Genomic DNA, 26,460 nt, shown 5'->3' with positions numbered 1-26,460 from the left:
AGCTTGAACCAGATGATCGAGCGCACACCTCCGCATAACAACGAAGCAGAGCAGTCGGTCCTTGGCGCGATATTTTTAGAACCACAAGCACTGATTACCGCGTCTGAAATATTGTTACCGGAAGATTTCTATCGAATTGCACATAAAAAGATTTTCGAAACTATGCTTGTACTAAATGACAGAGGTCAGCCAGTCGATTTGGTGACAATCGCCGAAGAGCTCAAAGTAAAAAACGAACTTGAAGACGTCGGGGGTATTTCATATATCACAGAGCTTGCTAACGCGGTTCCGACTGCTGCAAACATTGTCTATTATGCGAATATCGTAGATGAAAAAGCTTTACTGCGCAGATTGATCCGCGTTGCCACTGACATTGTAGAAGATGGGTATACACGGGAAGATGAAGTAGAGGCATTACTTGGCGAAGCTGAGAAGAAAATGATGGAAGTATCCAATCGGAAAAACGCTGGTGACTTCCGTCATATCAAAGATGTATTAGTGGAGACGTATGACAATATTGAATTACTGCATACACGTAAAGGTGATGTAACAGGTATTCCAACTGGTTTCCGTGACTTGGATAAGATTACTGCAGGCTTCCAACGTAATGACTTGATTATTGTGGCGGCTCGTCCATCTGTTGGTAAGACCGCGTTTGCGCTGAACGTAGCGCAAAACGTGGCGACGAAGGCAGGAGAAAACGTCGCGATCTTCAGTCTCGAGATGGGTGCTGAACAGCTGGTCATGCGTATGTTATGTGCAGAAGGAAATATTGACGCGCAAGTACTGCGTACAGGTACCCTTGAAGCCGACGATTGGCGCAAGCTGACAATGGCTATGGGGACGTTATCAAATGCGGGTATTTTCATTGATGACAGTCCAGGTCTTCGAGTCAATGAAATCCGTTCAAAATGTAGACGTCTACAACAAGAACACGGTCTCGGTATGGTGATGATTGACTACATGCAGCTGATCATGGGAAGCGGCCGGGGTAGCGACAATCGTCAACAAGAAGTATCTGAGATCTCCCGTTCATTAAAAGCTTTAGCACGTGAACTGAAAATCCCGGTCGTTGCACTATCACAGCTATCACGGGGTGTAGAGCAACGCCAAGATAAACGTCCTATGATGTCCGATCTTCGAGAGTCAGGGAGTATTGAGCAAGATGCCGATATCGTCTCTTTCCTTTACCGAGAAGATTACTACGATAAAGAAACTGAAATGCAAAACATGATTGAAATCATTATTGCCAAGCAACGTAATGGTCCAACTGGTACCGTAACGTTGGCATTTGCAAAGGAATACAACAAATTCCTCAATATCGACTGGAGTCAGCATGAATCCCCTCCATCTTACGAATAAAACAGCGCGCCCTTCTTCTACGACCATAGAAAAGGACGCGCTGTTTTTTCGCGTTCCAAGCAAGCTACCCCCGCTTGAAAAAGTGCGATTTTGCACAAATCGTGATAGAGTTAAAGGATATGGAATGATATATTTCAGCTTGAGAATAAGGTTGTAACTATAGAAAAGATAGATAAGTATTCGAGATGCTACATGAGTGTATATTGCTTAATTTAGTCGTAAGACCAGTATGTAGCTTAAAAATTCGATCGCCAATTATGGTGAGAAAGGAACAAGTCATGCAAAATAAAACTATATTTATTGTAGACGATGAGAAACCCATCGCAGACATCATAGAATTTAATTTGAAAAAGGAGGGCTTCAACGTCTTTTGCGCATATGACGGTGAAGATGCTATCAACCGAGTGGAAGAAATCCAGCCTGATCTTATGCTTCTAGATATCATGCTTCCTAAACGCGACGGCATGGAAGTCTGTAGAGAAGTACGAAAAAAGCATGATTTTCCCATCATCATGCTGACGGCTAAAGACTCTGAAATCGATAAAGTCTTAGGGCTTGAACTAGGTGCAGATGATTATGTCACTAAGCCATTTGGCACAAGAGAATTAATTGCCCGGGTCAAAGCCAACTTGCGTCGTCATGCAAGAACTATAGCGGAAGATCAGGAAGAAGAGACGAACGATATTACAGTAGGTCAACTTGTCATCCAACCTGATGCATACTATGTTCAAAAGCGTGGAGTAACAATCGAATTAACACATCGTGAATTTGAATTATTGTACTATTTAGCAAAACATATCGGGCAGGTGATGACGCGTGAGCACCTATTGCAAACTGTATGGGGTTATGATTATTTCGGAGATGTACGGACAGTCGATGTAACGATTCGACGTCTTCGTGAAAAGATTGAAGATACGCCGAGCCATCCGAGCTGGATCGTCACAAGACGTGGGGTAGGCTATTACTTGCGCGATCCGGAACAGGAGTAAGCCATTATGCATAAGGTAGGTTTTTTTCGATCGATTCAAGTCAAATTTGTCTTGATATATGTTCTGCTTATCCTTGTGTCCATGCAGATTATCGGGCTATATTTTGCCCGTGAACTGGAACAAACACTAAAAGATAACTTTACAAATTCTATTGTAGACCGGATGAATTTAGTCGAGTTCAGTGTGCGGGAAGAAATTACAAAAAAACGAAAAGACAATGACCCCACATTAGAACAAAGCTTAAAAAATGTCTTGGTCGAATTCACATCAGATGACATTATTGAAGTACAAGTTATAAATCCAAAATATCGTATTCTGGCGACATCTTCATTTGACAATCAGATGAGGGTAGGCCAACATTCGACTAATGATAATGTGCGAAAGTCAATTACATCGGAGACGATGAAAGATGTCGTGATGATGGATCCGCAATCGCATAATCGCGTGCTTTCCTTGGCCAAGCCGATCTTCAATGGCAATGAAGTTGTAGGGTCGCTTTATGTAGAAGCCAATATTGAATCCGTTTTTCAACAAATTGAAGAAATCAATAGGATATTGGCGGGGGCGGCGGCGGTCTCACTAACCATTACAATACTAGTCGGGATTTTCATTGCTAGAGCATTTACCCGACCAATATCAGACATGCGGAGACAAGCACGGGCAATGGCGAAAGGGAACTTCACCCGAAAGGTTAAAGTGTATGGATCGGATGAGATGGGCCAGCTAGCCATCGCATTCAATCACTTAACCAACCAGCTGCAAGAATCTCAGTCCACCACTGAGAGCGAAAGACGAAAGTTAGCCTCGGTTCTGGAAAATATGACGGACGGTGTTATTTCGACCGACCGTAAAGGACGAGTTAGCCTAATTAACGACTCCGCTCTACAGATGCTTGGCGTAACGAATGATCTTGTCATTAATCGCCCTATCGCCAATATTCTTGGTATAGATGATGCATATACGTTTGAAGAATTGATCCAGATGAAGGAATCGATTCCACTAGATTTCAGTACGGAAGATCAAGCATATATTTTACGAGCGACAATTTCTGTTACCCAGCGTGAGACAGGGTTCGTAAATGGTTTGATTGTCGTATTGCATGATAACACCGAGCAAGAAAAGATTGATATGGAACGTCGTGAGTTCGTGTCAAATGTTTCGCATGAACTGCGTACACCACTCACTACAATGCGCAGTTATCTTGATGCCTTGGCAGAAGGAGCTTGGCGTAATGAGGAAATCGCTCCGAACTTCTTACATGTTACGCAAAATGAAACCGAGCGAATGATTCGTCTTGTGAATGACTTACTGAAACTGTCACGCATGGACAGTAAAGAATATGAATTGAATAAAGAATGGGTGGAATTTAACCGATTCTTCAATGCCGTTATTGAGCGCTTTGAATTCTCCAAGTCGCAAAATGTACGCTTCACACGGAACTTGTATTCAAGCAGTCTATTCGTGGAAATCGATACCGACAAACTAACGCAAGTATTAGACAACATCATTTCCAATGCTTTGAAGTATTCGCCAGATGGTGGAGAAGTCCGCTTCGGTGTAACGGTTTCAGGTGATTATATTAAAGTGATGATTTCAGATGATGGAATGGGTATACCTAAATCCAACGTCAATCGAATTTTCGACCGTTTCTATCGTGCAGATAGAGCCCGTTCCCGTGCACTCGGCGGAACCGGTCTTGGTCTTGCAATTGCTAAGGAAATGATTGTGGCACATAAAGGAGATATTTGGGCGCAGAGTGAAGAAGGAAAAGGAACGACAATATTCTTCAAGCTACCATTTGAACAACAAGAGGACGGTGAGTGGGATTGAAATACATTGAAATAATCAAATCCGTCGTATTGTTGTTGCTCGTTTCGTTGAGTGTCTTATTCACCTTTGAGGTCTGGAATTATTCACCCAATTATGAACCACTGGAACAGCTACAGACTGTCGATATATCCATTTCTGAGAAGAAAACAATAGATGAAATTATTAAACCGTATAAAATAATTACTAATTTAAAAGACCACGTACTAGGCTCTACAGATACCGAAAAAATAGACAAAATCCTGACAGAAATGAATACATGGAATTTATCTGATCTACAGCTAGTAAGCCAAGATAAGAAAAAGTTTGATATTGCACAGATCTTGCGTCAACCAAGCCAAATGTCGTTCTACTTTACGGGAGAAGTACCTATGCTAGTCTATGACAATGTATTATTAATCGATGAGGTGAATATTCCGGAAGCTACCTTTAATCGTCTAGTCATAGACTGGAGTCAATCCACGCAAGCACCAGTTGTTCATTTACTGAGTGAAATGAGCGGCTTACATTACCAGATGCAGGTGACGTTACCGAATAAAACAAGTTTTCTACGCAATGTAGTGGATGTTGGTCAATCGTTTGAAGAATATGTGGAAATCGATCGCGACAATGCACCAGTTCTTGCCGTACCAAAAGATCCTATAACTATTATGCGTAATACGTATTATCAGGAAGAAATCAACCCAATACGTTTCCGTGATGCCTTGTTCAGTGACCCGAATGCTGTACGACGTAGTCAAATAGATGCGACGCATGAGGAATATGGAGACGATCATGCTTTTATGACTGTCGATACCGAGAACAAATTTTTAAATTATGTCATGCCTACAGAGGAAAGTTTTGAGTTCGCATTGCCTTCAGAATTGCTGTTGAATTCTATTGACTTCGTCAATGAACATGGCGGCTGGACGGATGAGTTTCGCTACGCCTATATGAATCCGTATTCCCGTTATGTCCGGTTCCAGCTATATGTCGGTGGTTTGCCAGTCTTTAGTGATCAACCGAATATGAGTGAAATTAAGGAGACATGGGGAGATACGCGTGTATTCAAATATATACGTCCATATTACACATTAGACGTGAACATCGAACCGGTACAAGAGAAGCTACCTTCAGGAGTGGAAGTGGCAGAGTCTTTACGTGAATCAGAAGAGCTAGACTTCGATTTGATAGAGGAAATCACTCCCGGTTATTATATGATCCATGATGTAGAACGCAAATTAATTATTTTGCAACCTTGCTGGTATTACCTTATCAAAGATAACTGGTTACGCTTCGCTCCGAAAGAACCGCAAGGAGGTGGCATGAGTGGATTGGAATAGAACCAAGACGATCTTCATTATCGTCTTTTCAATTCTAAATGTCTTCTTGTATGGGCTCTATTTAGACAGGCAAATGAGTGTCGGAAATATGCAGATTATCGGGAAAACATCCATCGAAGAAACGTTGGCGCTTGAAAATATTACGTATGACCCCATCCCTTTCACTAAAAAAGACGTTTCGTATTTATCAGCTCATATTGCCACCTTTACTAATGAAAAATTAGAAAAGTTAAGTAACCAATCATTCGTCCTAGTCGAAAAATCACGATTACTATCCCAAATGAAAAAGCCTGTAAAAGTGATTGAGGGGGAAGATGGATATGACTTTGACGAGTTCTTAAAGAAATATGTGCTAAATGGCGAAGATTACGTGCTTTGGGATGTGGATGAAGAAGAACAGAACGCCGTATTCTTTCAACGGGTGAAGAATGAAACAATTTTCCACAGCCCGAATGCCATGCTCGTCATGCATTGGGACAAGGATGGAAAAGTTACTCATTACGAACAAAGTATGCTTGACGAATTCTTAAGCTTTAATCATAAAAAAGATTTACTGTCGCAAAACGATGCGGTCTCCTCACTCGTTACACGTGGCTATCTGAAACCGGATTCCACTGTTATGCAAGTCAAATCAGGTTATTCGACACTCGTTCAGCTGACAGAAACTCAAGTATTTGCACCGACGTGGAATGTTCAGGTAAAATTGAAAGATGGGACGATAGAACATTACTTCATCAATGCGATTGAAGGAAAAGTCATCGAGTTCCAATCGGATATAGTAGAAGAACCAATAGAATAGGAGTTTTCCACATGCGATTTAGCATTTTGGCGAGTGGTAGTACAGGCAACTCGCTATATATAGAGACAGATGAGCATGCTTTTCTCGTAGATGCCGGCATGAGCGGTAAGAAAATTGAAGGTTTGCTCGGATCGATCAATCGCTCGATGAAACAAATTGACGGCATTTTCGTCACACATGAACACAGTGATCATATAAAAGGGATCGGCGTACTTGCCCGAAAATATAAAACACCTATCTATGCCAATGCTAAAACTTGGCAAGCGATGGACGGACTGGTAGGAGAGATTCCCGTTGATCAGCGTTTCCACTTCGACATGGAAACGGTGAAAACATTTGGTTCACTGGATATCCAGTCATTTGCTGTATCCCATGACGCAGCAGACCCAATGTTCTATACGTTTAATGAAGGTGACCGTAAACTGGCGATTATTACCGATACGGGCTACGTAAGTGACCGTATGAAAGGTCATATTCAAGGAGCTGACAGCTTTGTATTCGAAAGTAATCACGACGTCAGCATGCTGCAGATGGGTCGCTATCCATGGTCCATTAAACGTCGTATATTAAGTGACGTGGGCCACGTATCAAATGAAGATGCAGCTGTCGCAATGAGTGAAGTAGTAGCTCAAAAAGAAGCGCATATTTATTTAGCCCATCTTAGCTTAGATAACAATATGAAAGACTTGGCGCGCATGAGCGTAGCACAGACACTTGAAGACTGCGGCATTCGTGCAGGGGAATTTGTTCACTTGCATGATACGGATGCATTAGAATCTACAGAGCTTGTGCTAGTCTAAAGTAAATGCGAAAAGCCTTGCTAAATTAGTGAGGCTTTTTGCATTTTCAAAGAGTTATTGGGGTACAGTACATGTAGGAATACTTACTAATAAGGAGGAAATGCGAATGGATGAGGAAAGAAGAGAGGAAAGAAAAGAAGAAATGGAATGGCAACAACCAATTCCACCGGTAGAACCGAAACGCAATCCAAAACGTAGAAGTAGTTTTTGGCCAGGCTTACTTGGTGCACTATTGGGTGGCATTATTGTATTTTTAGTCACGATGTACACGACTGGCTCATCAAGTACTAACGATGTTACAACCTCTAAACAAACGGAAGATAAAACCAACTCGGAACATGCACAAGTATCAATGGACATCTCAAGCGAAATTACCGATGTGGTAGGTAACGTCGCAAATGCCGTCGTGGGTATTACAAATATCCAAACAGTCCAAGACTTCTGGTCTTCCACAACATCTACACAAGAAGCCGGCTCGGGCTCAGGTGTCTTGTATAAAAAAGAAGGCGATAAAGCATATATCGTCACCAACCACCACGTCGTAGAGAATTCCGAACAACTCGAAGTTAGTTTTGATGATGGTACAAAGGTTGAAGGAAAGTTAATCGGCAGTGATCTTTGGACAGACCTGGCTGTAGTTGAAATTGATGCAGAACACGTCGATACAGTGGTAGAATTCGGTGATTCAGATGCGTTAAAACGTGGGGAATCGGTTATTGCCATCGGTAATCCATTAGGACTTGGCTTTGCGGGATCTGTTACAGTGGGTGTAATTTCAGGTAAAGACCGCTCTATTCCAATGGATTTAAACAAAGATGGAAATGTCGATTGGCAGGCCGACGTCTTGCAGACAGATGCAGCGATCAACCCGGGAAACTCCGGTGGTGCTTTAATCAACATGGCCGGCCAATTGATCGGAATCAACTCCATGAAGATTTCTGAAGCGACAGTAGAGGGTATTGGATTGGCTATTCCAATCAATATTGCATTACCTATTATTGAACACTTAGAAGAAACAGGACAAGTAAATCGTCCGACAATGGGCGTATCGTTACTTGATCTTCGACAAATACCCATTCAGCAACAGCAACAGACATTAAAATTGCCTGAAGAAGTAACGGAAGGTGTTGTCGTAACGGACGTCATACCGAATTCATCTGCAATAGAAGCAGGCATGAAGAAGTATGATACAATCGTTCAGTTGGATGATGAGAAAGTGACGGATATGGTCAGTCTACGTAAGTATTTGTATAATAAAAAAGAAATTGGCGATCCATTGAAAATTACAGTCTATCGAGATGGAAAGAAACTGGACTTGGAGATGGTTTTGAAAGACGGAAATACATTCTAATAGAATGTACATTGTCCACATAGTGAATAACTTCCTGTCCACATCAGGCATCTAGCGATAATGCGCTACGATGCCTGATTTTTTTATGAAGTTATCCAATTGTGGATAAAATCTAAATAATGTGTATAATATTGTGTAAAATAAAATGTTAGGAAAATAATAAGTAACAACAAAGTGACAAGTGTTAAACCCTTACAGGTCAATAGGTTGAGGCATTTTCATTTTTTATGGTAAATAAATAATTCTATTCAAAATGAAAAACGAATGAAAAGTTATCCACATTGATGTGATACAATAATCAGTAAGATTTACATGTAGTGCAGAACAAATAATCGGACACAATATGTAGATAGGGTTGTGGATATGTGCATAAGTATTGTGTATAACTTTTGGAAGGTGAGTGGATAAGCTGTGAATATATCAATTGTGACCGTGGGTAAGTTAAAAGAAAAGTATTTGAAACAAGGAATAGAAGAGTATACGAAACGTCTGAATAGCTATGCAAAAATGCAATTAATCGAAGTGGCGGATGAAAAAGCACCTGAAACACTAAGCGAAGCCGACATGGAAATCGTTAAAAAGAAAGAAGCTGATCGAATTCTGGCGAAAATTGCACCAGACGCGCATGTTATTGCACTAGCAATCGACGGGAAAATGAAAACTTCTGAAGAATTCGCAGCCAGTATCGATTCATTGATGACCTATGGTAAAAGCAAGATTGTCTTTGTGATTGGTGGTTCACTCGGCTTACATAGTAGTGTATTACAACGATCGAATGAGAAGTTGTCCTTTTCCAAGATGACGTTTCCACATCAGTTGATGAAGTTGGTGTTGGTGGAGCAAATTTATCGTGGGTTTCGGATTATTAAGGGTGAGCCTTATCATAAGTAAATAAGGTTTATAGTTAATAATCAGCGTTCATTAAAAATGACTAAAGGAACTATGGATAGGACAGTAGTTAACTTTACAAACTAGCTATACAAGCATCCATTCATGCCAAGGATCTTTTCACCAGTTATACTAAAAGAGAAAGTATTTGACGCTTGAAAGGGGTCTTTAAAATGGCACAAACATTAACTGGAAAAGTAGCTTTTGTGACTGGTGCAGCACGAGGAATAGGCAAAGCGACGGCACTTCACTTAGCAAAAGAGGGAGTCCATATTGGATTACTCGCAAGAACAGAGTCTGTTTTAAAAGAAGTGGCTGCAGAAATTGAAAGTCACGGTGTGAAAGTCGCTTATGCAACAGCTGATGTTTCATCTAAAGAGCAAGTTGAAGAAGCCATTGCATCATTAACTACTGATTTAGGAACTGCCGATATTTTAATAAACAATGCGGGCATTGCCACATTCGGTACTGTCTTGGAGATGGATCCGGAGGAATGGAAGAACATAGTAGATGTAAATCTGATGGGCACGTATTATGTTACACGTACTGTATTACCGCAGTTAATTGAAAAAAATGCGGGCGACATCATTAATATTTCATCGACAAATGGTCTAAATGGAGCGGCTACTTCCAGTGCATACAGTGCATCCAAATTTGCGGTAATAGGCTTTACGGAATCATTGGCACAAGAAGTACGACGAAATAATATTCGTGTTTCGGCTCTGACACCAAGTACTGTAGCAACAGATTTGGCACTAGATTTAAATTTGATTAAAGAAAACGATGACTCTAAATTGATTCAATCAGAAGACATTGCTGAAGTGATTGTAAATCAATTGAAGTTAAATCGACGTGTGTATGTAAAAACAGCCAGTTTTATAGCTACGAATCCATTTTAATCTATTTATTCACTTGATAAAACATGAACGGGCCTATCCAGATCAATTGGATAGGCCCGTTTTAGTAGTTCAACTACAGCTTTTATTATTCATATATAGTTACTATACGAATATTTTCATTCGACAAGTCAAAAATATTTTATAACAGTTCCGGGAATAAGTAATGCAAAATATCGGTTGTCACTCGTCGTGTTTTGCCTTTATAAGGGTAAATATGCATATACATCGAAGGGTTAAAGTTCGCTTCGATGATGCCATACGCGCCTGGATTGGCTGCCGGAACATCGAGATCTTCAATAATCAAATCGATACCGCTAATTTTTGCTCCGAGAGCGGCTACTGCATCTACTGCAATCTTCTTATAATCCTCGGAAACTTGATCGGTTACATCAATCGAATCTCCACCAGTACTGACGTTGGAGTTCTCACGCAAGTAGACGATCTCCCCGTCTTCAGGAATAGAATTCAGTTGATAACCTTGACCTTTCAGCATAAGAACCTCTAGTTCTCCGAGTTGAATAAGTTCCAATGGTGTACGGTGGTCTGTGCCTCTTAGTGGATCACGGTTCTTTTCTTCAACAAGTTCCTTAATTGTGTGTGTACCGTCTCCTGTGACGTTTGCAGGCACGCGTAGCATGACAGCGAGAACTTTATCGTGTAACACGAAGAAACGGTACTCTGTGCCCTCAAGGAACTCTTCTACCAATACAGACGAATCTTCGTCGAATGCTAGACTGATCGCTTTCTCGTAATCCTCATAACTTGCGCCGTCTTTGAAGATGGATATGCCGATCCCGTAGTTCGTCGTTTTTGGCTTCACAACAAATGGTGTCTTAGCAAACATCTCATAGGCGCGTAAAGCTTCTTCACTATTACTGAATTCGTCTCCACCTGGAACGCGATAACCTTCTTGATGAAGGATTTTCTTGGTAACCGTTTTGTTTTCCATAATCAAAGTAGATACATACGTATCCTTACTCGTCATGTTACCGTTCTTGACATATTCTATATGGTCATGCAGTTTCAACTTCAAGAATTGATCTTGGCGGTCCAAAACTTCTACCTTGATGCCTTTCTGAATCGCATCGTACATCATAATCTGCGTGGATAGCTCCATATCCGTAAAGCCTGTCAATTCATATGGCTTTTCCCACAGCTGAGTATAGGTTTCCCTCGCAATTTCTGTCGCCACCTGGCTTTGACTCGTCTTTTCACTCTCTGAATAAAGTCTTCCCGCCAAGGTTTTGGAAGGATCAGCAAGCATCTCTCGCAGATTCACAAATAATGATTCGGAAACTGGGAAGTCCAGATCTTTTGATAACTGTTCCATTTCATCCACCAGTTCATGTGCTTCGTCTTCAAACTGAGTATGTGCTAGTGGATGCTCAAGTGCGACAACATCATTGCGAGCATCACCCGCATTACCCCATTCGTCACTCTCCGGATCTTCTTCTTTTTGTAGAAGATAAAGCAGGAATACATGCAGAAATTCCGCTTGCTCATAGCTAATGCCATTCGTTTCAAACGGGTTTAAGTCGATATTCCGTAACTCTACATAACGCACACCAGTATGCTCGAAGTCTGCCACCCGATCACTGCCACGTAAACGCATAGCTGTATAGAACTCTTTTTCTTCTACCAGCAAACCTCTATTAACTACGGAAGATAAATCCGAAATGTATTTCTGAATCGTGCTAAACGACACATTTACATCATCATGGTTCGTATAGCCGAATCGGCTGCTTCGAATACTTCTAACTGGTTCGTCGGGTTGGTCGTCGCATCCATAGAAGTTTTCTTCACTTCTAGGGGACGCACCGTAGAAATACGTGACGAGCCAGCGATAGTACAAATAGTTTCTAGTCAGTTTCAAATAAATATCTGTTTTGAATTGCTGATAATCATCGAAGTCTGATTGTAAATCAAATAACATACGGAGCAGTTCGTCTCTGAATTCAAAATTGAAATGAATACCACAAATCATTTGTTTGCGACGACCGTATGAATTGGCAAGTGAACGACGATAGAGAACATTTTCAAAATTGTTCAGCTTTGCAATCATGATATCTTCTTCTTTTTTAGGAAGGGCAGGGGGCATACTTAACGGCCAGAGCATTTCATTCTTGCCCATCGAACGATAGGCAACGTCATGAATGCCTGATAGGTAATCAAATAATTCGTCCAGTGTGTTCAGGACAGGCGTGATCAATTCCATTTGAGTTTCAGAGAAGTCGCGTTGAATATACGGATGCTCGTCTCCCATTCCGATATTCGCGGGGTGGCAGGTCGTTGCCAAGTGCCCATCGAGATCTACGCGCTGTCCTTCTTTTTCTATACCGTAACGGGCTTTCATAAGATATGGTTTCACACGTTCATCGGCTAGCATTTTCTTAAGATCCATTGTAGCTATCCCTCCTATGTAAGGTATTTATAAGTTCGTTCTTCTATCTTAATTCATATACCCTTAAAAACAAAAACATCCACACTGCGTGGCAATGTGGATGTTTTAACTTGTGAAGGGGGAGGCCTAGATAATTGACGCTGCAAGGGGCGCGTTTGAAGGCCCGCGGTGAGCCAACTAGTCGTGACGCTCCTTTAGTTGTCTCACCTGTCGGCCTGATCCTTCCCGAGTCGCCACCTTCAGCTTACGATCAACTGGCATATTTCTTTGGATATAGTAAGTTGAAAAGTTATCTAGAATTGATCTTGAATTTAAAATTGAAAAAGTAAAGTTTTCAGTTTTTTGAGTAGGATTGGAGCGAAAGAGGGGCGACTCCTGGAGGATCAGCGTGTGACTTGAGACCCTGGACTGAACGAAGTGAGGGAAGCGGATCAAGCCACGCCCTCAGGAAAGCGTCCCCTCTGTAGCGCAAATCCCAAACAATACACTATTACGACACTCTATTTATAAATAGTTTACTCCAAGTTCTTCATATGAAAGTCAAAGTGTTCTTCCAAGAATGAGGAGATGAAGAAGTAGCTGTGGTCATAGCCTTCTACTTGGTTATACTCCACTGCCTGGTTATGCTGCTTCGCATTTTCTAGGAACGGCTTCTCATTCAACTGCTCTGGATAGAAATCGTCTGCCATTCCTTGCGTGATCAAAATAGGAGGAAGACCCGCTTCTTTCACCAGTTCTGTAGTATCCCATTGCTTCCAAGTCGCTTTGTCTTCACCAAGATAAGTAGAAAATGCCTTGACTCCCCACGGAACATCGCTCGGACTTGAAATTGGAGAGAACGCTGAAATCGCTTTGAAACGATTAGCATTCTTCATTCCAATCATCAATGCACCATAACCACCCATTGAGTGACCCATGATACTTTCTTTACCTGAGAAATTAGGCACTAGAGTAGCGGCAATTTTACTTAGCTCCTCCGTTATATACGAATACATTTGATAATGCTTAGCCCATGGCTCTTCAGTTGCGTTTAAATAAAAGCTCGCACCTTGTCCAAGGTCAAATGCCTCAACGTTCGCTACATCTTCTCCGCGTGGTGATGTATCGGGTATAATTACAGCTACCTGATGTTTTTCAGCTAAGCTTTGGAAACCACTTTTTTGACTGAAGTTATCATCCGTACATGTTAATCCCGATAAAAACCAAATGAGCGGTATTTCTTTTTGTTCTTTATTAGATGGTAAGAAGACACTAAATGTCATATCACACTTGAGAACTTCTGAATAATGGTTGTACTTGTTTTGTTCCCCACCAAAAGAGCGACGTTGCTCAACGCGTTCTACATTCATGATCTCACTCTCCATATGTTAGTATTGATCGAATTGATTCACCTTTATGGAGCAAATCAAATGCTTCATTAATATCCGTGAAATTTAGTTGGTGTGTAATGAACGAATCTAAATCAATTTCACCGTCCATGTAGTCGTCAATCATCCCTGGCAATTCTGTTCTTCCTTTTACTCCGCCAAATGCAGACCCGCGCCATACGCGACCCGTAACTAATTGGAATGGACGGGTATGAATTTCTTTACCGGCCCCCGCGACACCAATGATAATACTCTCGCCCCAACCTTTATGGCAGCATTCAAGAGCAGCTTTCATTACTTCGACATTACCGATACACTCGAAGCTGTAATCGACACCGCCATCCGTCATGTCTACGATGACTTCCTGAATGGGTTTATCAAATGTAGAAGGATTGATGAAATCTGTTGCGCCCATTTTCTTCGCCAGTTCAAATTTGTCTTCATTCAAGTCGATTGCAATGATGCGGCTTGCTTTTGCTTGCTTCAATCCTTGAATAACGGCCAAACCAATAGCTCCTAGACCGAAGACTGCCGTAACAGCACCTTCTTCTACCTTCGCTGTCTTATGAACAGCTCCAATACCCGTAGTGACACCACATCCAAATAGACAAACTTTATCAAGCGGTACGTTGTGGTCTTCCACTTTAACTAGGGAGATCTCAGAGACGACAGTATACTCACTGAAAGTGCTCGTTCCCATGTAGTGATAAATTGGTTCACCGTTGTAAGAGAAGCGAGTCGTACCGTCAGTCATTAATCCTTTACCTTGTGTTTCGCGAATGGCACCACATAGATTAGTTTTACCCGATAGACAGAATTTACACTTCCCACATTCAGGTGTATAAAGTGGAATAACGTGGTCACCAGGTTTAACGGAAGTGACTCCTTCACCTACTGAAACTACGACACCAGCGCCTTCATGGCCTAAAACGGCAGGAAATACTCCTTCTGCGTCATCGCCTGATAATGTATATGCGTCTGTGTGACAGACAGAAGTGTAAAGAATTTTGACTAATACTTCATTAGCTTTTGGTTCTTCTACATCAATTTCTACAATTTTAAGTGGTTCTCCAGGTTTGAATGCTACAGCTGCTCTACTTTTCACATGAAGCCCTTCTTTCTTTTACTGTATTGTGTTTACTTTTCTATCATTACATATTATAATTCACCATGCAATACTGACTCTTTTGTCACTATGAACATGATTAGTATAGAAAGAAGTGAAGCAATATGGTCATTCATTATAAAGATAAGCAGTACTTTACGAGCAAAGATTTAGCTTTGTCTGTCATAGGTGGTCGTTGGAAAATTGCGATCATCTGGTGCTTATTGCACGAAACACCGTTAAGACTAAGCGAAATACAGAAAAAACTTCCAGATGCTAATCAACGAATGTTGATTAGACAGTTACGTGAATTAGAAGAGGATGAAATCATTACGCGCTATGTCTATCCCGTCGTGCCACCAAAAGTGGAGTACAAATTAAGTGAAATTGGTTTATTATTGGAACCAGTCGTTACATCGATTTGTGATTTTGGCGATCAGTTTATGCAAACGATTGAACAAGAGACAGATTCAACGTCAATTGACTGAATGAAGACAAATTATAACGAATCAGGCTATACTAAGAACCAAAGCTATATACTATAGAGGGTACAGGTGATTACATGAATAATAATGATATTTTAAGCAGATTACGCTATGCGCTGGATCTAAAGGATTCTGCAGTTGTAGAAATGTTTGCGTTAGGCGGACTGCAGACAAACAGAGCGGAAGTAAAAGAGATGCTGACAAAAACGAATGAAGATAGTACAGATGAAATGCAGATGAATGAATATGCAAAGGAAATCGACAACATGACGTTGGAGTCATTTCTAAATGGCTTGATCAGCTCCAAAAGAGGAGTACCAGAAAATACCGGCAATGCTCCGCAACCATTTCTAATGTCAGAAGAAGGCCATCGTAATGTCAATAATATTTTGCTGAAAAAAGTCAAAATCGCATTATCTCTTACAAGTGAAGATATGCTAGAGATTTTAGAAAATGCAGGTGTTACGATTTCTAAAAACGAGTTAAGTGCTGTTCTTCGTAAAGAAGGTCATCGAAACTATAAACCGTGTGGTGATCGATACGCTCGAAACTTCCTAAAGGGATTAGCATTACGTTACCGTGAAGAGTAAAACCATAGCTCGGAGTAGGTCATAGAAGATATAAAATAATAGGGAGTGTTAGACGGATATGTTCAAGCGTAATAAAGCATGGTATTTCATAATGAGTTTGATGGCGTTAGCCGTTCTTTTAGTAGGGTGTGGCAAAGCGACTGAAGAAAAAACAGTGGAGACACCTAAAGAAGAATCCACAGAACAACCTAAAGAAGAAGCGGTTGATTACTCGAAGGATGTAAAAGAGAACCCCGTCGTGACGATCACGATGGAAAATGATGAGCAGATTGTGTTGGAATTAGAGCCGACTGTTGCACCGAATACGGTAGCGAATTTCATTTCTTTAATTGAAGACGGCTATTACGATGGCTTGATTTTCCACCGTGTGATTCCAGGCTTTATGATTCAAGGCGGAGATTCATCTGGTGATGGCTCAGGCGGACCGGGATACGCTATTGACGGAGAATTCTCTTCAAACGGTTTTGAAAATACTATGAAACATGAGCGCGGTGTGATTTCGACTGCACGTACGCAAGAGCCGAACTCTGCAGGGTCACAATTCTTTATCATGACAGACGACAACTCTTCACTTGACGGAGAGTATGCGGCTTTCGGTAAAGTGACGGAAGGCATGGAGACAGTGAATGCTATTGTAGCTAATGAAACAGATGCTATGGATAAGCCTATCAAAGAGCAGAAGATGAAGACAGTTGAAGTAGACACAAAAGGCTTCGACTACCCTAAACCAGTTACACATTAATCATTACAAGACGCAGTAGGCTATTGAGCCTGCTGCGTTTTTGATAGTGCCGGTTTTTATTTCCCATGGAATATACCCTTCTTAGGGGGCTTAGTAAAGTACTTACCTGTTACGATATACATATCTATTCCTTTTTAATTTGTTTTAACACCGCCACGATGAGGAAACTGACGATCACTAATAGTAACCAAGAACTTAATTTACCTATGCCAACGAGATGCCATGTCTCACTTTGATTGGGATAGGTCCAAGCACCGAAGAAAGTAGCAATATTTTCAGCTACCCAAACGAAAAAGCCAATGCATATGAATGATAGGGATAAGGGCATACGGTACTGTGTGTCGTTTATCCAATAACTAACCGAGGCACGCCAAAAAATAACCAGTACTAATGCGGACAACCACCATCTTAAATCGAACCAATAATGATGTGTGAAGAAGTTTCCATATATCGCGATAGCAAGAGGAATAACTGCCCAGAGCGGAGGCCACTGAATGAGGTGGACGTGCAATCTCCTCCAAGCCTGGCACAAATAACTTGCTACACTTGCATACATGAAGCCGCTGTACAAAGGAACATCGAAAACTTTGAAAAATCCTTCCTCAGGATAAGACCAAGAACCCATATGTACTTTAAATATTTCTAAAGTTAGGCCGATGATGTGAAATAACGTAATCACTTTCAGTTCATCACGTGTTTCGAGTCCAGATCGTACCATCCACCACTGAGTTCCTATGAAAATGAGGAGTAGCCAGTCGTATCGTGGTAGAAAAGGTAAAGGGATGAGTTGTGTAAGTGCCAGTGAACTGAAGATAATAATAGGGAAAATGCAAGCCAAAGCTTGTTGCCAACCGAAAATAAAGAGTTGTCGTGTTGTATTCATTGTTTTCGTACGTAATGCATGCAAGTTCATATGTCACCGCCTACTTTTTTGTAATAGAAAGTAGTATGACGCTGAGATAATAGTTTGGGTTCATTCAAGGAGAAACGTTTCACGTGAAACATAGCATATTAGTGAAAGAGGGTGATAAGTTTTGAGCAGGCATGTAATCGATGCGCATATTCATTTAGATATGTATGAAGAAGAAGAACGAATTCAAGTTTTGCGCGCATTAGAAGTGAATGATGTGACTGCACTAGTGGCGGTTTCAAATGACTTCGCATCTTCCGTTAAGCAATTAGAACTTTCGAAAATAGATAGACGGATCAAACCTGCAATAGGTTATCATCCAGAACAAGCGTTACCGAGTGAAGTGGAACTTTCAGCTATACTGCAATTGATTGATGAACATGCCAATTGCCTCGCTGCGATTGGAGAAGTAGGGTTACCTTATTATTTGCGACAAGAGCAGGCTGATTTTGACGTGTCACTTTATAAAAATGTGTTGGAATGTTTTGTTCGGAAGGCAGATAAATATAACTTGCCAATTTCTTTGCATGCCGTTTATGCAGATGCAACTATTGTTTGTGAGATGTTGGAACAGTATTCAATCTCGAAAGCACACTTTCATTGGTTTAAAGGAGACGACAGAGTATTGCAAAGAATAGTTTCGAACGGATATATGATTTCTGTGACGCCAGAAGTTACATATCGAGAAAAGATTCAACATATAGTCAAACAAGTTCCGTTCACTCAGCTAATGGTAGAAACAGATGGACCGTGGCCTTTTGAACATTGTTTTAAAGGTAAATTAACGCATCCTTCTATGTTGCATGAGAGTATTAACAGTATCGCCAAAATTAAAGGTGTAACTGTTGATGAAGCATATAGAGAAATCTATAAGACAACACAACGATTCTTTTGCATATAAAACAAAGACACGCTTCAATGAGCGTGTCTTTGTTTTATCTAAGTACACAATTCATGAACAAATTACTATAATTTTATGTGGTGTAGTTTGGGCAGGGATACTCTTTGTCGTTGTGGTATATATAACTATCAAATTTCGCTCTGCTATATTTCCTGTGAAATACTGGTCATTTGTCAAAAGTATTTCAGTTTGCGGAGACAGATTAAGCTGAAGCGTTCCGTCACTACTTTGCAAGCGACGATTGAAGTAGTCAACTTTGACGTTTTCACGGGGGGAGTCTTTAGACATAACAATTGCTCTAAATTGTGGAGGATAGATCATAGGCGTGGCAGCATCGGCATCATAAAATCCTGTAACGCGATCACCTACATGAATTTTTACATGATTGACGAAATAAGTTGTCGGCTCTACTACAAAGTTGACGACATTTCCTCTACCATTATCGACTGTCATCAACAAGTAGCAACCAGCGTCATTATTTTGCCCCGTATAAAAATCATTTATTACCATTACGACACCACTGAAGGACTGAATATTCATTGCAATACCCCTTTCATCCATAAATCATATCCATCTAGACTATGCGAAGCTTTAGATTTAGTGACTAGTTAAAAAGTTTATAGCCTAAATTGAAATAATTTTCCAAATACTAGTTGACATTACTGGAAAAACAGGATATATTAAATGATAACTGTTCTCATTTATACGTTACAAATGTCACAGATTTGTCATAGATCATTAGATGATATAGTTGCAATGATTCATGTATGGGGTAATTTATGAGATAATTTAGAAGTGGAAATATATCCAGTGAATGGTAGTCAATCGGTGGATTTATGTAGCATGAAAATGAGCAAGTGAGAGGGGTTTATGTCCAAGTGAGAAAAGCATTTTTATACTTTTTAGTTGTAAGTTTTTTCGTGTTGACAGTAGGTCTACCGCAAGCATCTGCTAAAATAGCAGACGGGACCCAGCAATTAAATTATCAGGTTAATCAGCCAGATAGCAAGAACGCATCTATTGCAAATGATTATTTCCAAAAACCGGCACTCGTAACTGTAACGAATGGTTCTGCCATCGTACAGCTGACGCTTAAGAACAGTTCATGGATTACGAAGTTCGAGCCAGCAGGCGGAGCGGAGGTGGTCAATGAAGATCTTAAGGCTGATACGCGTGTTGTAGAGTTTAGCGTAAGTGATATTTCAAAACCTGTAAAGATCCCGATGAAAGTCGACGTAGAGCATATTAATTACCATCACGAGTATACAGTGGATTTAGTGTTTGAGGACAAGAACGCCGTGACACCACCGGCAGTAAAACCACCAACAACTAATACGAACCGACCACCTAGTATTAACACCAACACTAGTACCAGTACAGTGACAAAAAAACCAACTACTCAAGAACCAGTTAAGAATCCACAAACCAGTGATTCAACGCCGTACCTATTAATCTTCGTATTGGCAGGTTCTGCATTTTTATTGTATAAAACTAGATTCCAAAGAAAACAGGGGGAACACTAATTATGACGAAAAAAACATCATCTCGTGTAACGAAAGTAGTACTTGCTTCATTACTAGCAGCTTCCATCGCTATTCCAACGGCGGCATCAGCTAATCCGATCAGCACAAGCGATCGAGCAACGTCTACTTTGAAACAAGCCGTAACAGTGGATCAAGTGATTGATTTAAATATATACAAGTCTGGAACAACGACACCTGAGCCGGCAATTAGTGGCCATCTCGTGCCACAAGGAACTTTAGTTGAAAAAGACGGAATATCATATGCGAACGTAACGGTTGCGGCTAAATCAGCTCCGATGATTGCAGGTCTTCAAACGAAACAAGGAGAAGAATTTGCTGATGCAACGGAAGTTAAAAATACTGATAGCACAACTACTTATACTTTCCCGGTAGTTACCGATAAAATATATCCAGGTAGAATTCATGTAGTAGTACCAGCGGCTAACATGGACAAGTGGTATGAATTTGATATGAGTGCAACAGTCGCTAAAGCAGACACAGATGCGGAAACAATAAGCGATGTGAACGTAAAAGTATATAAAGATGGGACGAATGAAGAATCTATCATGAACGATTATATGTCCCCAATTGCATCCGTAAAGAAAATAACGGAAGGCAACGAAGTAACAGTAACATTCCCTAAAGGAAGCTATATCCAAGGCTTCAAAGTTGCGGGCAAAGACGTACCTGTAGCAACAGATGATAAATCAACAGGTGTACGCACATATACATTCAATGTAGCGGATCTAACAAAGTTAGTGAATGCTGAGATTCACGTTATTGTGAATGAAGGTCCTATACAATATGACTCAAACCACAAAGTGCAAATTGCTCTTGACGGTGCAAAACCAACTGTGAACCCGTTCAAAGACATCGACAAAGACGGTAACAAAGAAGCGATTCTCGCACTTCTTGACAAAGGTATTGTAAAAAGTGCGGACAAGTTCAATCCACGTAACAACATCACACGTTCACAGTTCGCCTTGATGGTTGCGCGTGCGTTGAAGTTAGAAGAAGCTCCTTCTGCAGGGTTCCAGGATTTAGGCAAAATCACAGACAAAGAGCGTATCAACGCAATTAATGCTCTTGCCAAAGCAGGTATTGTCCAATCGAATGCCAAGTTCAATCCGAATGATACACTGACTCGTCAGCAAGGAGCATTGATGCTATACCGTGCAATTCAATTTGCAGAAGGTAATGAAATCAAAAAAGGTGATACAACTCTGCCATTCTATGCAGATGGGAAAGCAATTACAGATCCTGAAGCGAAGCAAGCATTTGCATTGTTGTATGCAGAAAAAATTATGACAGGCGCAAAACAACCGAATGGTAAAGTTTTGATCAACTCTGGCGATTCACTACAACGCACACAAATGGCTAAAATCCTAAACGGTTCACTAAACTTCATGGAAAAATAAGAATCAATACAGATACTTCCTTTCGCCTTTCCAAAAGCGGAAGGAAGTTCCTGTCGTTTTACATGATATGTAAAGGAGTGTACGTCCGAAATGAAAAACATGGTTTTATTACCGCTACTTTTGCTACTCATCTCTGCGTGGCTTCCTTTTCATTCTGTAAATGCAAACGAAAAGAAAGAAATCACACATGATGTGTATCAAGTTGAACTAAGTTTTCTATCACATGAAGCCGAGAGCATAAATCTTTTATTTACTAAGCAGGCTACGTTAACTGTTAAGGAAGATCGCTATACATTATCCATTTCGGCGAAGAATGACCACATCTTAACGCACGTCACTGCGGTACAGCAAGGGAACAAAACGAGCACGCGACTGGATCGAGCAGAAAACTTAGTTCAGTTTGATATACAGGATATACATCAAAAGATTGAACTCACAGGCAAATATCGTTTGCCAAAAGAACATGCACAGCAATTTTTTTCATATGAAGTGTTGATCCAGGAGCAATCATTACCAGTCTTTGACCAGATTCAACCAAGTGATGATACTGTACACTACCAGTTGCTGTCAGATGGTAAACGATCGGTAATGAACGACTATGTCAATCAAGTAATACACGTCAGTAAACGTGACAATCGATACTATGCACAGTTAGAGATTCTTCAACCGAGTAAAGTTAAAGGCTTCACGGTAGAGCAAGGTGGTAATTTAGTGGAACCAAAAGTGGTCTCACAAAACAAGTCACGTATTGTGCAGTTTGAAGTAGAAGATTTCCAGAAGGGGACTCGTATCTGGATGAAAGTGGAGGACGCTGAGAACTCGCATGTACAGGAAGAGTTTTTGCAAATTACTTTCGATCAGCAACAGATTGCGAAGTTTTTGAACAAAGTACCTTCAGACAGCAAAGCAGTTTCTTCCTTGACTAAGCGAACTGAGCAACCGAAAGAAAGCCCTACACCCACTAAACAAACCACGATTGAAAAAGAAGAAAAGAAAGAAAGACCGTCCGAAAAAATAGAACAAGCACAGGATGAAATACCACCTCTTCTTCCTGAAGCGCAATTGGAATTTGATCGTACGGTGGATGACGTGGAGGAAGAACCAGCCGAGGTCGTTACACAAGTAGCAAGCGAACCGGAAGAGCTAGCAATTCATGTACAGGAAGAACAAACGATTCCCTTCGATACAATGAAAATTGGCATACTGTTCACATTATGTATTTTGTCGGGCATCTTATTAATACGTCGACTAGTAAAGAAAAATAACGTTACGAGTAATGAATAACGAGTGGAGGATTACATCGTGCAGAAAAAGTGGAGATATGTATGGTTGATGTTGGCAGTCATGACAGCAACTATTATCGCAGGGTGCGGAAATGATAAAGAAGAGAAAGCTGTTTCGGCAGACGCGGCTAAGAAAAGTGAAAGCGCTGAAACAAGTGAACAACGAATTATTGCGGGTACTGTAGTCATCGCAGATATTCTAGATAAGTTAGATATAGATGCCATCGCTATTCCTGAAACGGAAAAAAATATGGCAAGCCGGTTTGATGGGCTTCCAACCATCGGTAATGCCATGACACCGGACATGGAGATTGTGAAATCAATGAATCCGACAGATTTTTTATCCGTTTCTACATTGGAATATGATCTCGAAGCCGGTTTCGAACAATTGAATATTCCGGCGACATTTTTAAACTTCCAAAGTGTCGATTCAATGATTCAAGAAATCCAAGGTCTTGGAGAGCGCTACGACCGTAAAGCGCAAGCAGACAAATTAGTAGGGAATTTACAGAAAAAGATTGAAGCCGCGGAAGTAGTAGCAGCGAATCGCAACGGTCCAAGTGTATTAATATTATTAGGTATTCCAGGCAGTTACTTAGTTGCGACGGAAAACTCCTACGCGGGTGATCTCGTGAAACGTGCTGGTGGAACGAATGTAATGGAAGGTCAAGTTCCTGAATACTTATCGTCAAATACTGAGTATCTTCATAATAGTAATCCAGATATTATTTTGCGTTTATCACATGGTATGCCAGATGAAGTTGTGGAAATGTTTAACGAAGAGTTCCAAACGAATGATATATGGAAACATTTTGATGCTGTGAAAAATGGTAAAGTCTATGATTTGGAAGAAGAGTTATTTGGCACAACCGCTTCGTTGCAAGTACCTGAAGCATTAAGTGAGCTAATGAAGATATTCTATCGATAACTCGATGAATGTCGTTTGAAAAGGAAGTCCGTCATGAGAAAAAGAATTGCTAGTTATGTAATCGTATTCCTGCTGCTTGCCGCAACAATTGTTTATTCTGCTACGACAGGCAGTATTAAAATGGGCTTCTTTGAGTTTTTCAGTGCGCTCTCTGAACAAGGCAACAGTCAAATGGAAGCAATTCGCGACTTGCGTTTTCCAAGGATGATTGTGGCGATATTTGCAGGCGCGGCATTATCGGTTTCGGGTGTCTTGTTGCAGTCCGTTATGCGTAATCCACTTGCAGATGCGGGTATTATCGGGATATCTTCCGGTGCAGCATTCATGCAGTTATTCATTATTTCGTTCTTTCCGGCACTCTTTTTCATGACGCCTTTATTTGCCTTTATGGGTGGGGCGTTCGCTTGTTTTCTCGTCTTTGCATTATCGTGGAAATCCGGTCTCAGCCCGTTGAAATTAATTCTAGTTGGAATTGCGATCAATGCGATGTTCACAGGCCTCACCGAAGCGTTCATCAGCTTTGGTGGATCGTTGAACGTCTCAGCCTCAAGCGTGATCGGTTCGAATTTAACGATGCGTACGTGGAGCGATGTTTCGACTATCGCGACATACGGAACCATCGGATTGGTTCTGGCGTTTGCATTGTATAGCTGGTGTAATTTATTAGTGCTACAGGATAAGACAGCAAAGAGTATTGGTTTCCATGTCACGCGCGCCCGTTTAATCATTGCGGCAGTAGCTGTTTTACTAGCGGCAATTTCGGTTGTAGTGGCGGGTGTAATATCATTTGTTGGCTTACTTGTACCGCATATTGCCCGCAGATTGGTTGGCCATGACCATAAGGTGCTTATACCATTTACTGCTCTTTTAGGGGCATTGATTATCTTGTTAGCTGACACGCTCGGTAGAACAATCGTAGCACCGCTTGAAATACCTGCTTCAACGCTGATGGCGATCATTGGCGGGCCGTTCTTAATATTCTTACTGCGAAAAGAGTGATACGTTATGGAAATGAAGCGCATTATGGTATCGCATGATAATATAACCAACCATTTGGATGATGTCTCGACGTCTATTTCTAAAGGGAAAGTTACGACGATCATTGGACCAAATGGTTGTGGGAAATCGACATTACTAAGTGTACTTTCACGAATTAATATGCCCACTTCCGGAACAGCTTCACTAGAAAATCGTGATTTAGTGATGTTTAAGCCGAAAGAGTTTGCGAAGAAGTTAGCGATTGTTTATCAGCAGAATGAAGTACCAAAAGATTTGACGATTGAGAAACTAGTCGGCTTCGGTCGGTTGCCACATAAAACGTTTTTACAGCGAAACCAAGAAGAGGATGACAAGGCTATAGATTGGGCATTATCCGTGACAAACCTGACCGACAAACGCCATAAAGACTTAGAAGCATTATCGGGTGGGGAGCGTCAGCGTGTATGGATTGCGATGGCATTGGCACAGCAATCAGAAATACTCTGCTTGGATGAGCCAACAACATACTTAGATATTTATTATCAAATTGAATTATTAGAGCTCGTGAAATCACTGAATGAAGATTATGGATTGACGATTGTCATGGTATTGCATGATATCAATCAGGCGATTCGTTACAGTGATGTGATCATTATGATGAAGAATGGTCGAATCATTGCAGAAGGGCCGCCACGTGAGATCATTACAAAGGATGTCATCAAAGAAGTATATGGAGTCAACGCCGTGTTTAAGGAAGATGACGAATTAGGTCTTTATATGATGTCTCTTGGTATTTAGGAGGTAAGCTGATGAAGAAACGCCTGTCGAAACTCATGCCTTTCGTTTATCTAGCAGTCTTTCTCTACTCAGGCTATTTACTCGTGCAGTATTTGTATACATACGTGGAATCAGCCAGCTCATTGAAGGAGACGCAACAGATGTATGAGAAGGCGTTGGAAAACACGGTTCAGGTTGCTGTAACAGAAGATGTTAAAGAAGACGCATCGAATGACTATTCGATGCGTCCGCAGTTTGAAGAATTGAATAAGGTGAATCAAGATATCGTGGGTTGGATTTCAGTAGAAGGAACCAATTTGCATAACCCGATCTTGCAGGCTGAAGACAATGATTTTTATTTAAATCGTAACTTCACACGAGAAAATAGTCGCGCAGGCAGTGTCTTTATGGATTATCGGAATGATATTACGGATATGAGCCGCAACACGGTCCTCTATGGTCATGCAATGAGAAATGATACGATGTTCGGTAGTTTGAAGAAATTTGGTGATCAAGACTATGCAGACGAACATCCCGTTATTTATGTCGATACATTGTATGAAGGGTATGATATTGAAGTGTTTGCAGCATATGAAACGACGATTGACTTTTACTATATCGAAACAGATTTTCAGACGGACGAACAATTTTCTGACTTTCTCGAGGAAGTGGAATCACGTTCTCTGATTGATATGCCTGTTGAAGTAGGGGCAGATGATCGAATTGTGACACTGTCCACTTGCAATAACTCGGTGAATAGTAAAGATAAACGCTATGTAGTGCAGGGGAAATTAGTGAAGCGCTAACGTATATAT

General features: G+C 40.9%; 26 protein-coding genes. 21 read left to right on the top strand and 5 right to left on the bottom strand.

Annotated features, from left to right (window positions below; genetic code table 11):
- The first annotated feature begins 12 nt into the window (after positions 1–12).
- The 9 genes from dnaB to SporoP8_RS09240 all read left to right on the top strand — a co-directional run bounded on the left by dnaB (position 13) and on the right by SporoP8_RS09240 (position 10,237).
- Entirely contained in the window at positions 13–1,362 is a 1,350-nt protein-coding gene (gene dnaB, locus SporoP8_RS09280) for a replicative DNA helicase (protein ID WP_420066742.1), read from the top strand.
- A 278-nt stretch (positions 1,363–1,640) separates the two neighbouring features.
- Positions 1,641–2,351, top strand: coding sequence for a response regulator YycF (gene yycF / locus SporoP8_RS09275; RefSeq protein WP_085132244.1), 711 nt, complete (start codon positions 1,641–1,643; stop codon positions 2,349–2,351).
- Between the two features lie 6 nt (positions 2,352–2,357).
- Complete coding sequence (gene walK / locus SporoP8_RS09270; RefSeq protein ID WP_085132243.1) at positions 2,358–4,181, top strand: cell wall metabolism sensor histidine kinase WalK; 1,824 nt, start codon at positions 2,358–2,360, stop codon at positions 4,179–4,181.
- Positions 4,172–5,500: a YycH family regulatory protein gene (locus tag SporoP8_RS09265; RefSeq protein WP_085132242.1), complete on the top strand. Its 1,329-nt coding sequence runs from the start codon at positions 4,172–4,174 to the stop codon at positions 5,498–5,500. The genes walK and SporoP8_RS09265 overlap by 10 nt, the downstream gene beginning before the upstream one ends.
- On the top strand, positions 5,487–6,299 hold the full coding sequence (locus SporoP8_RS09260) for a two-component system regulatory protein YycI (protein ID WP_085132241.1): 813 nt from the start codon (positions 5,487–5,489) through the stop codon (positions 6,297–6,299). The genes SporoP8_RS09265 and SporoP8_RS09260 overlap by 14 nt, the downstream gene beginning before the upstream one ends.
- A gap of 11 nt (positions 6,300–6,310) precedes the next feature.
- On the top strand, positions 6,311–7,099 hold the full coding sequence (locus SporoP8_RS09255; protein ID WP_085132240.1) for an MBL fold metallo-hydrolase: 789 nt from the start codon (positions 6,311–6,313) through the stop codon (positions 7,097–7,099).
- Between the two features lie 106 nt (positions 7,100–7,205).
- Positions 7,206–8,450 (top strand): S1C family serine protease, encoded by a 1,245-nt coding sequence (locus SporoP8_RS09250; RefSeq protein WP_085132239.1) that lies wholly within the window; start codon positions 7,206–7,208, stop codon positions 8,448–8,450.
- A gap of 411 nt (positions 8,451–8,861) precedes the next feature.
- Positions 8,862–9,341, top strand: coding sequence for a 23S rRNA (pseudouridine(1915)-N(3))-methyltransferase RlmH (gene rlmH, locus SporoP8_RS09245; RefSeq protein WP_029054359.1), 480 nt, complete (start codon positions 8,862–8,864; stop codon positions 9,339–9,341).
- Between the two features lie 170 nt (positions 9,342–9,511).
- Complete coding sequence (locus SporoP8_RS09240; RefSeq protein ID WP_085132238.1) at positions 9,512–10,237, top strand: 3-ketoacyl-ACP reductase; 726 nt, start codon at positions 9,512–9,514, stop codon at positions 10,235–10,237.
- Positions 10,238–10,376: 139 nt separating this feature from the next.
- On the opposite strand, the gene gshAB is transcribed toward SporoP8_RS09240, so the two are convergent.
- Complete coding sequence (gene gshAB / locus SporoP8_RS09235; RefSeq protein WP_085132237.1) at positions 10,377–12,638, bottom strand: bifunctional glutamate--cysteine ligase GshA/glutathione synthetase GshB; 2,262 nt, start codon at positions 12,636–12,638, stop codon at positions 10,377–10,379.
- A 134-nt stretch (positions 12,639–12,772) separates the two neighbouring features.
- Between gshAB and SporoP8_RS09230 the strand changes: the two genes are divergently transcribed.
- Positions 12,773–12,967 carry a hypothetical protein gene (locus SporoP8_RS09230; RefSeq protein WP_085132236.1) on the top strand — a complete coding sequence of 65 codons (195 nt, stop codon included), beginning with the start codon at positions 12,773–12,775 and terminating at the stop codon, positions 12,965–12,967.
- 186 nt (positions 12,968–13,153) lie between these two features.
- Here the strand turns inward: SporoP8_RS09230 and fghA are convergent, their stop codons facing one another.
- Both fghA and SporoP8_RS09220 read right to left on the bottom strand, forming a co-directional pair.
- Positions 13,154–13,987 (bottom strand): S-formylglutathione hydrolase, encoded by an 834-nt coding sequence (gene fghA, locus SporoP8_RS09225; protein ID WP_085132235.1) that lies wholly within the window; start codon positions 13,985–13,987, stop codon positions 13,154–13,156.
- Between the two features lie 4 nt (positions 13,988–13,991).
- On the bottom strand, positions 13,992–15,110 hold the full coding sequence (locus SporoP8_RS09220) for an S-(hydroxymethyl)glutathione dehydrogenase/class III alcohol dehydrogenase (RefSeq protein ID WP_085132234.1): 1,119 nt from the start codon (positions 15,108–15,110) through the stop codon (positions 13,992–13,994).
- A 125-nt stretch (positions 15,111–15,235) separates the two neighbouring features.
- Here SporoP8_RS09220 and SporoP8_RS09215 point away from each other — a divergent pair, with 125 nt between their 5' ends.
- From SporoP8_RS09215 to SporoP8_RS09205, 3 genes are all read left to right on the top strand, one after another.
- On the top strand, positions 15,236–15,598 hold the full coding sequence (locus SporoP8_RS09215) for a winged helix-turn-helix transcriptional regulator (protein ID WP_085132233.1): 363 nt from the start codon (positions 15,236–15,238) through the stop codon (positions 15,596–15,598).
- A 74-nt stretch (positions 15,599–15,672) separates the two neighbouring features.
- Positions 15,673–16,185, top strand: coding sequence for a YehS family protein (locus SporoP8_RS09210; RefSeq protein WP_085132232.1), 513 nt, complete (start codon positions 15,673–15,675; stop codon positions 16,183–16,185).
- 58 nt (positions 16,186–16,243) lie between these two features.
- Positions 16,244–16,927, top strand: coding sequence for a peptidylprolyl isomerase (locus SporoP8_RS09205; RefSeq protein WP_085132231.1), 684 nt, complete (start codon positions 16,244–16,246; stop codon positions 16,925–16,927).
- Between the two features lie 124 nt (positions 16,928–17,051).
- On the opposite strand, the gene SporoP8_RS09200 is transcribed toward SporoP8_RS09205, so the two are convergent.
- The gene (locus SporoP8_RS09200; protein ID WP_085133604.1) at positions 17,052–17,810 is read right to left on the bottom strand and encodes a DUF817 domain-containing protein; all 759 of its coding nucleotides are present in this window, start codon (positions 17,808–17,810) and stop codon (positions 17,052–17,054) included.
- 151 nt (positions 17,811–17,961) lie between these two features.
- Here SporoP8_RS09200 and SporoP8_RS09195 point away from each other — a divergent pair, with 151 nt between their 5' ends.
- Positions 17,962–18,738: a TatD family hydrolase gene (locus SporoP8_RS09195; protein WP_099626613.1), complete on the top strand. Its 777-nt coding sequence runs from the start codon at positions 17,962–17,964 to the stop codon at positions 18,736–18,738.
- A gap of 51 nt (positions 18,739–18,789) precedes the next feature.
- Here the strand turns inward: SporoP8_RS09195 and SporoP8_RS09190 are convergent, their stop codons facing one another.
- Complete coding sequence (locus SporoP8_RS09190; protein WP_085132230.1) at positions 18,790–19,278, bottom strand: hypothetical protein; 489 nt, start codon at positions 19,276–19,278, stop codon at positions 18,790–18,792.
- Between the two features lie 338 nt (positions 19,279–19,616).
- Here SporoP8_RS09190 and isdC point away from each other — a divergent pair, with 338 nt between their 5' ends.
- The 7 genes from isdC to srtB all read left to right on the top strand — a co-directional run bounded on the left by isdC (position 19,617) and on the right by srtB (position 26,451).
- Complete coding sequence (isdC, locus tag SporoP8_RS09185; RefSeq protein ID WP_232319130.1) at positions 19,617–20,261, top strand: heme uptake protein IsdC; 645 nt, start codon at positions 19,617–19,619, stop codon at positions 20,259–20,261.
- A 2-nt stretch (positions 20,262–20,263) separates the two neighbouring features.
- Positions 20,264–21,679 carry an NEAT domain-containing protein gene (locus SporoP8_RS09180; protein WP_085132228.1) on the top strand — a complete coding sequence of 472 codons (1,416 nt, stop codon included), beginning with the start codon at positions 20,264–20,266 and terminating at the stop codon, positions 21,677–21,679.
- A gap of 90 nt (positions 21,680–21,769) precedes the next feature.
- Positions 21,770–22,963: an NEAT domain-containing protein gene (locus SporoP8_RS09175; protein ID WP_085132227.1), complete on the top strand. Its 1,194-nt coding sequence runs from the start codon at positions 21,770–21,772 to the stop codon at positions 22,961–22,963.
- 48 nt (positions 22,964–23,011) lie between these two features.
- On the top strand, positions 23,012–23,890 hold the full coding sequence (gene isdE / locus SporoP8_RS09170) for a heme ABC transporter substrate-binding protein IsdE (protein WP_085133602.1): 879 nt from the start codon (positions 23,012–23,014) through the stop codon (positions 23,888–23,890).
- Positions 23,891–23,923: 33 nt separating this feature from the next.
- Positions 23,924–24,889: a FecCD family ABC transporter permease gene (locus SporoP8_RS09165; RefSeq protein ID WP_085132226.1), complete on the top strand. Its 966-nt coding sequence runs from the start codon at positions 23,924–23,926 to the stop codon at positions 24,887–24,889.
- Positions 24,890–24,895: 6 nt separating this feature from the next.
- Entirely contained in the window at positions 24,896–25,666 is a 771-nt protein-coding gene (locus SporoP8_RS09160) for an ABC transporter ATP-binding protein (protein WP_085132225.1), read from the top strand.
- 11 nt (positions 25,667–25,677) lie between these two features.
- Entirely contained in the window at positions 25,678–26,451 is a 774-nt protein-coding gene (srtB, locus tag SporoP8_RS09155) for a class B sortase (protein ID WP_085132224.1), read from the top strand.
- The last annotated feature ends 9 nt before the right edge of the window (positions 26,452–26,460 follow it).

It is taken from the genome of Sporosarcina ureae (assembly GCF_002101375.1).
Taxonomy (GTDB): domain Bacteria; phylum Bacillota; class Bacilli; order Bacillales_A; family Planococcaceae; genus Sporosarcina; species Sporosarcina ureae_B.
Note: the sequence above shows the minus strand (reverse complement) of the source record. Positions and strands in the feature narration are given on the sequence as shown.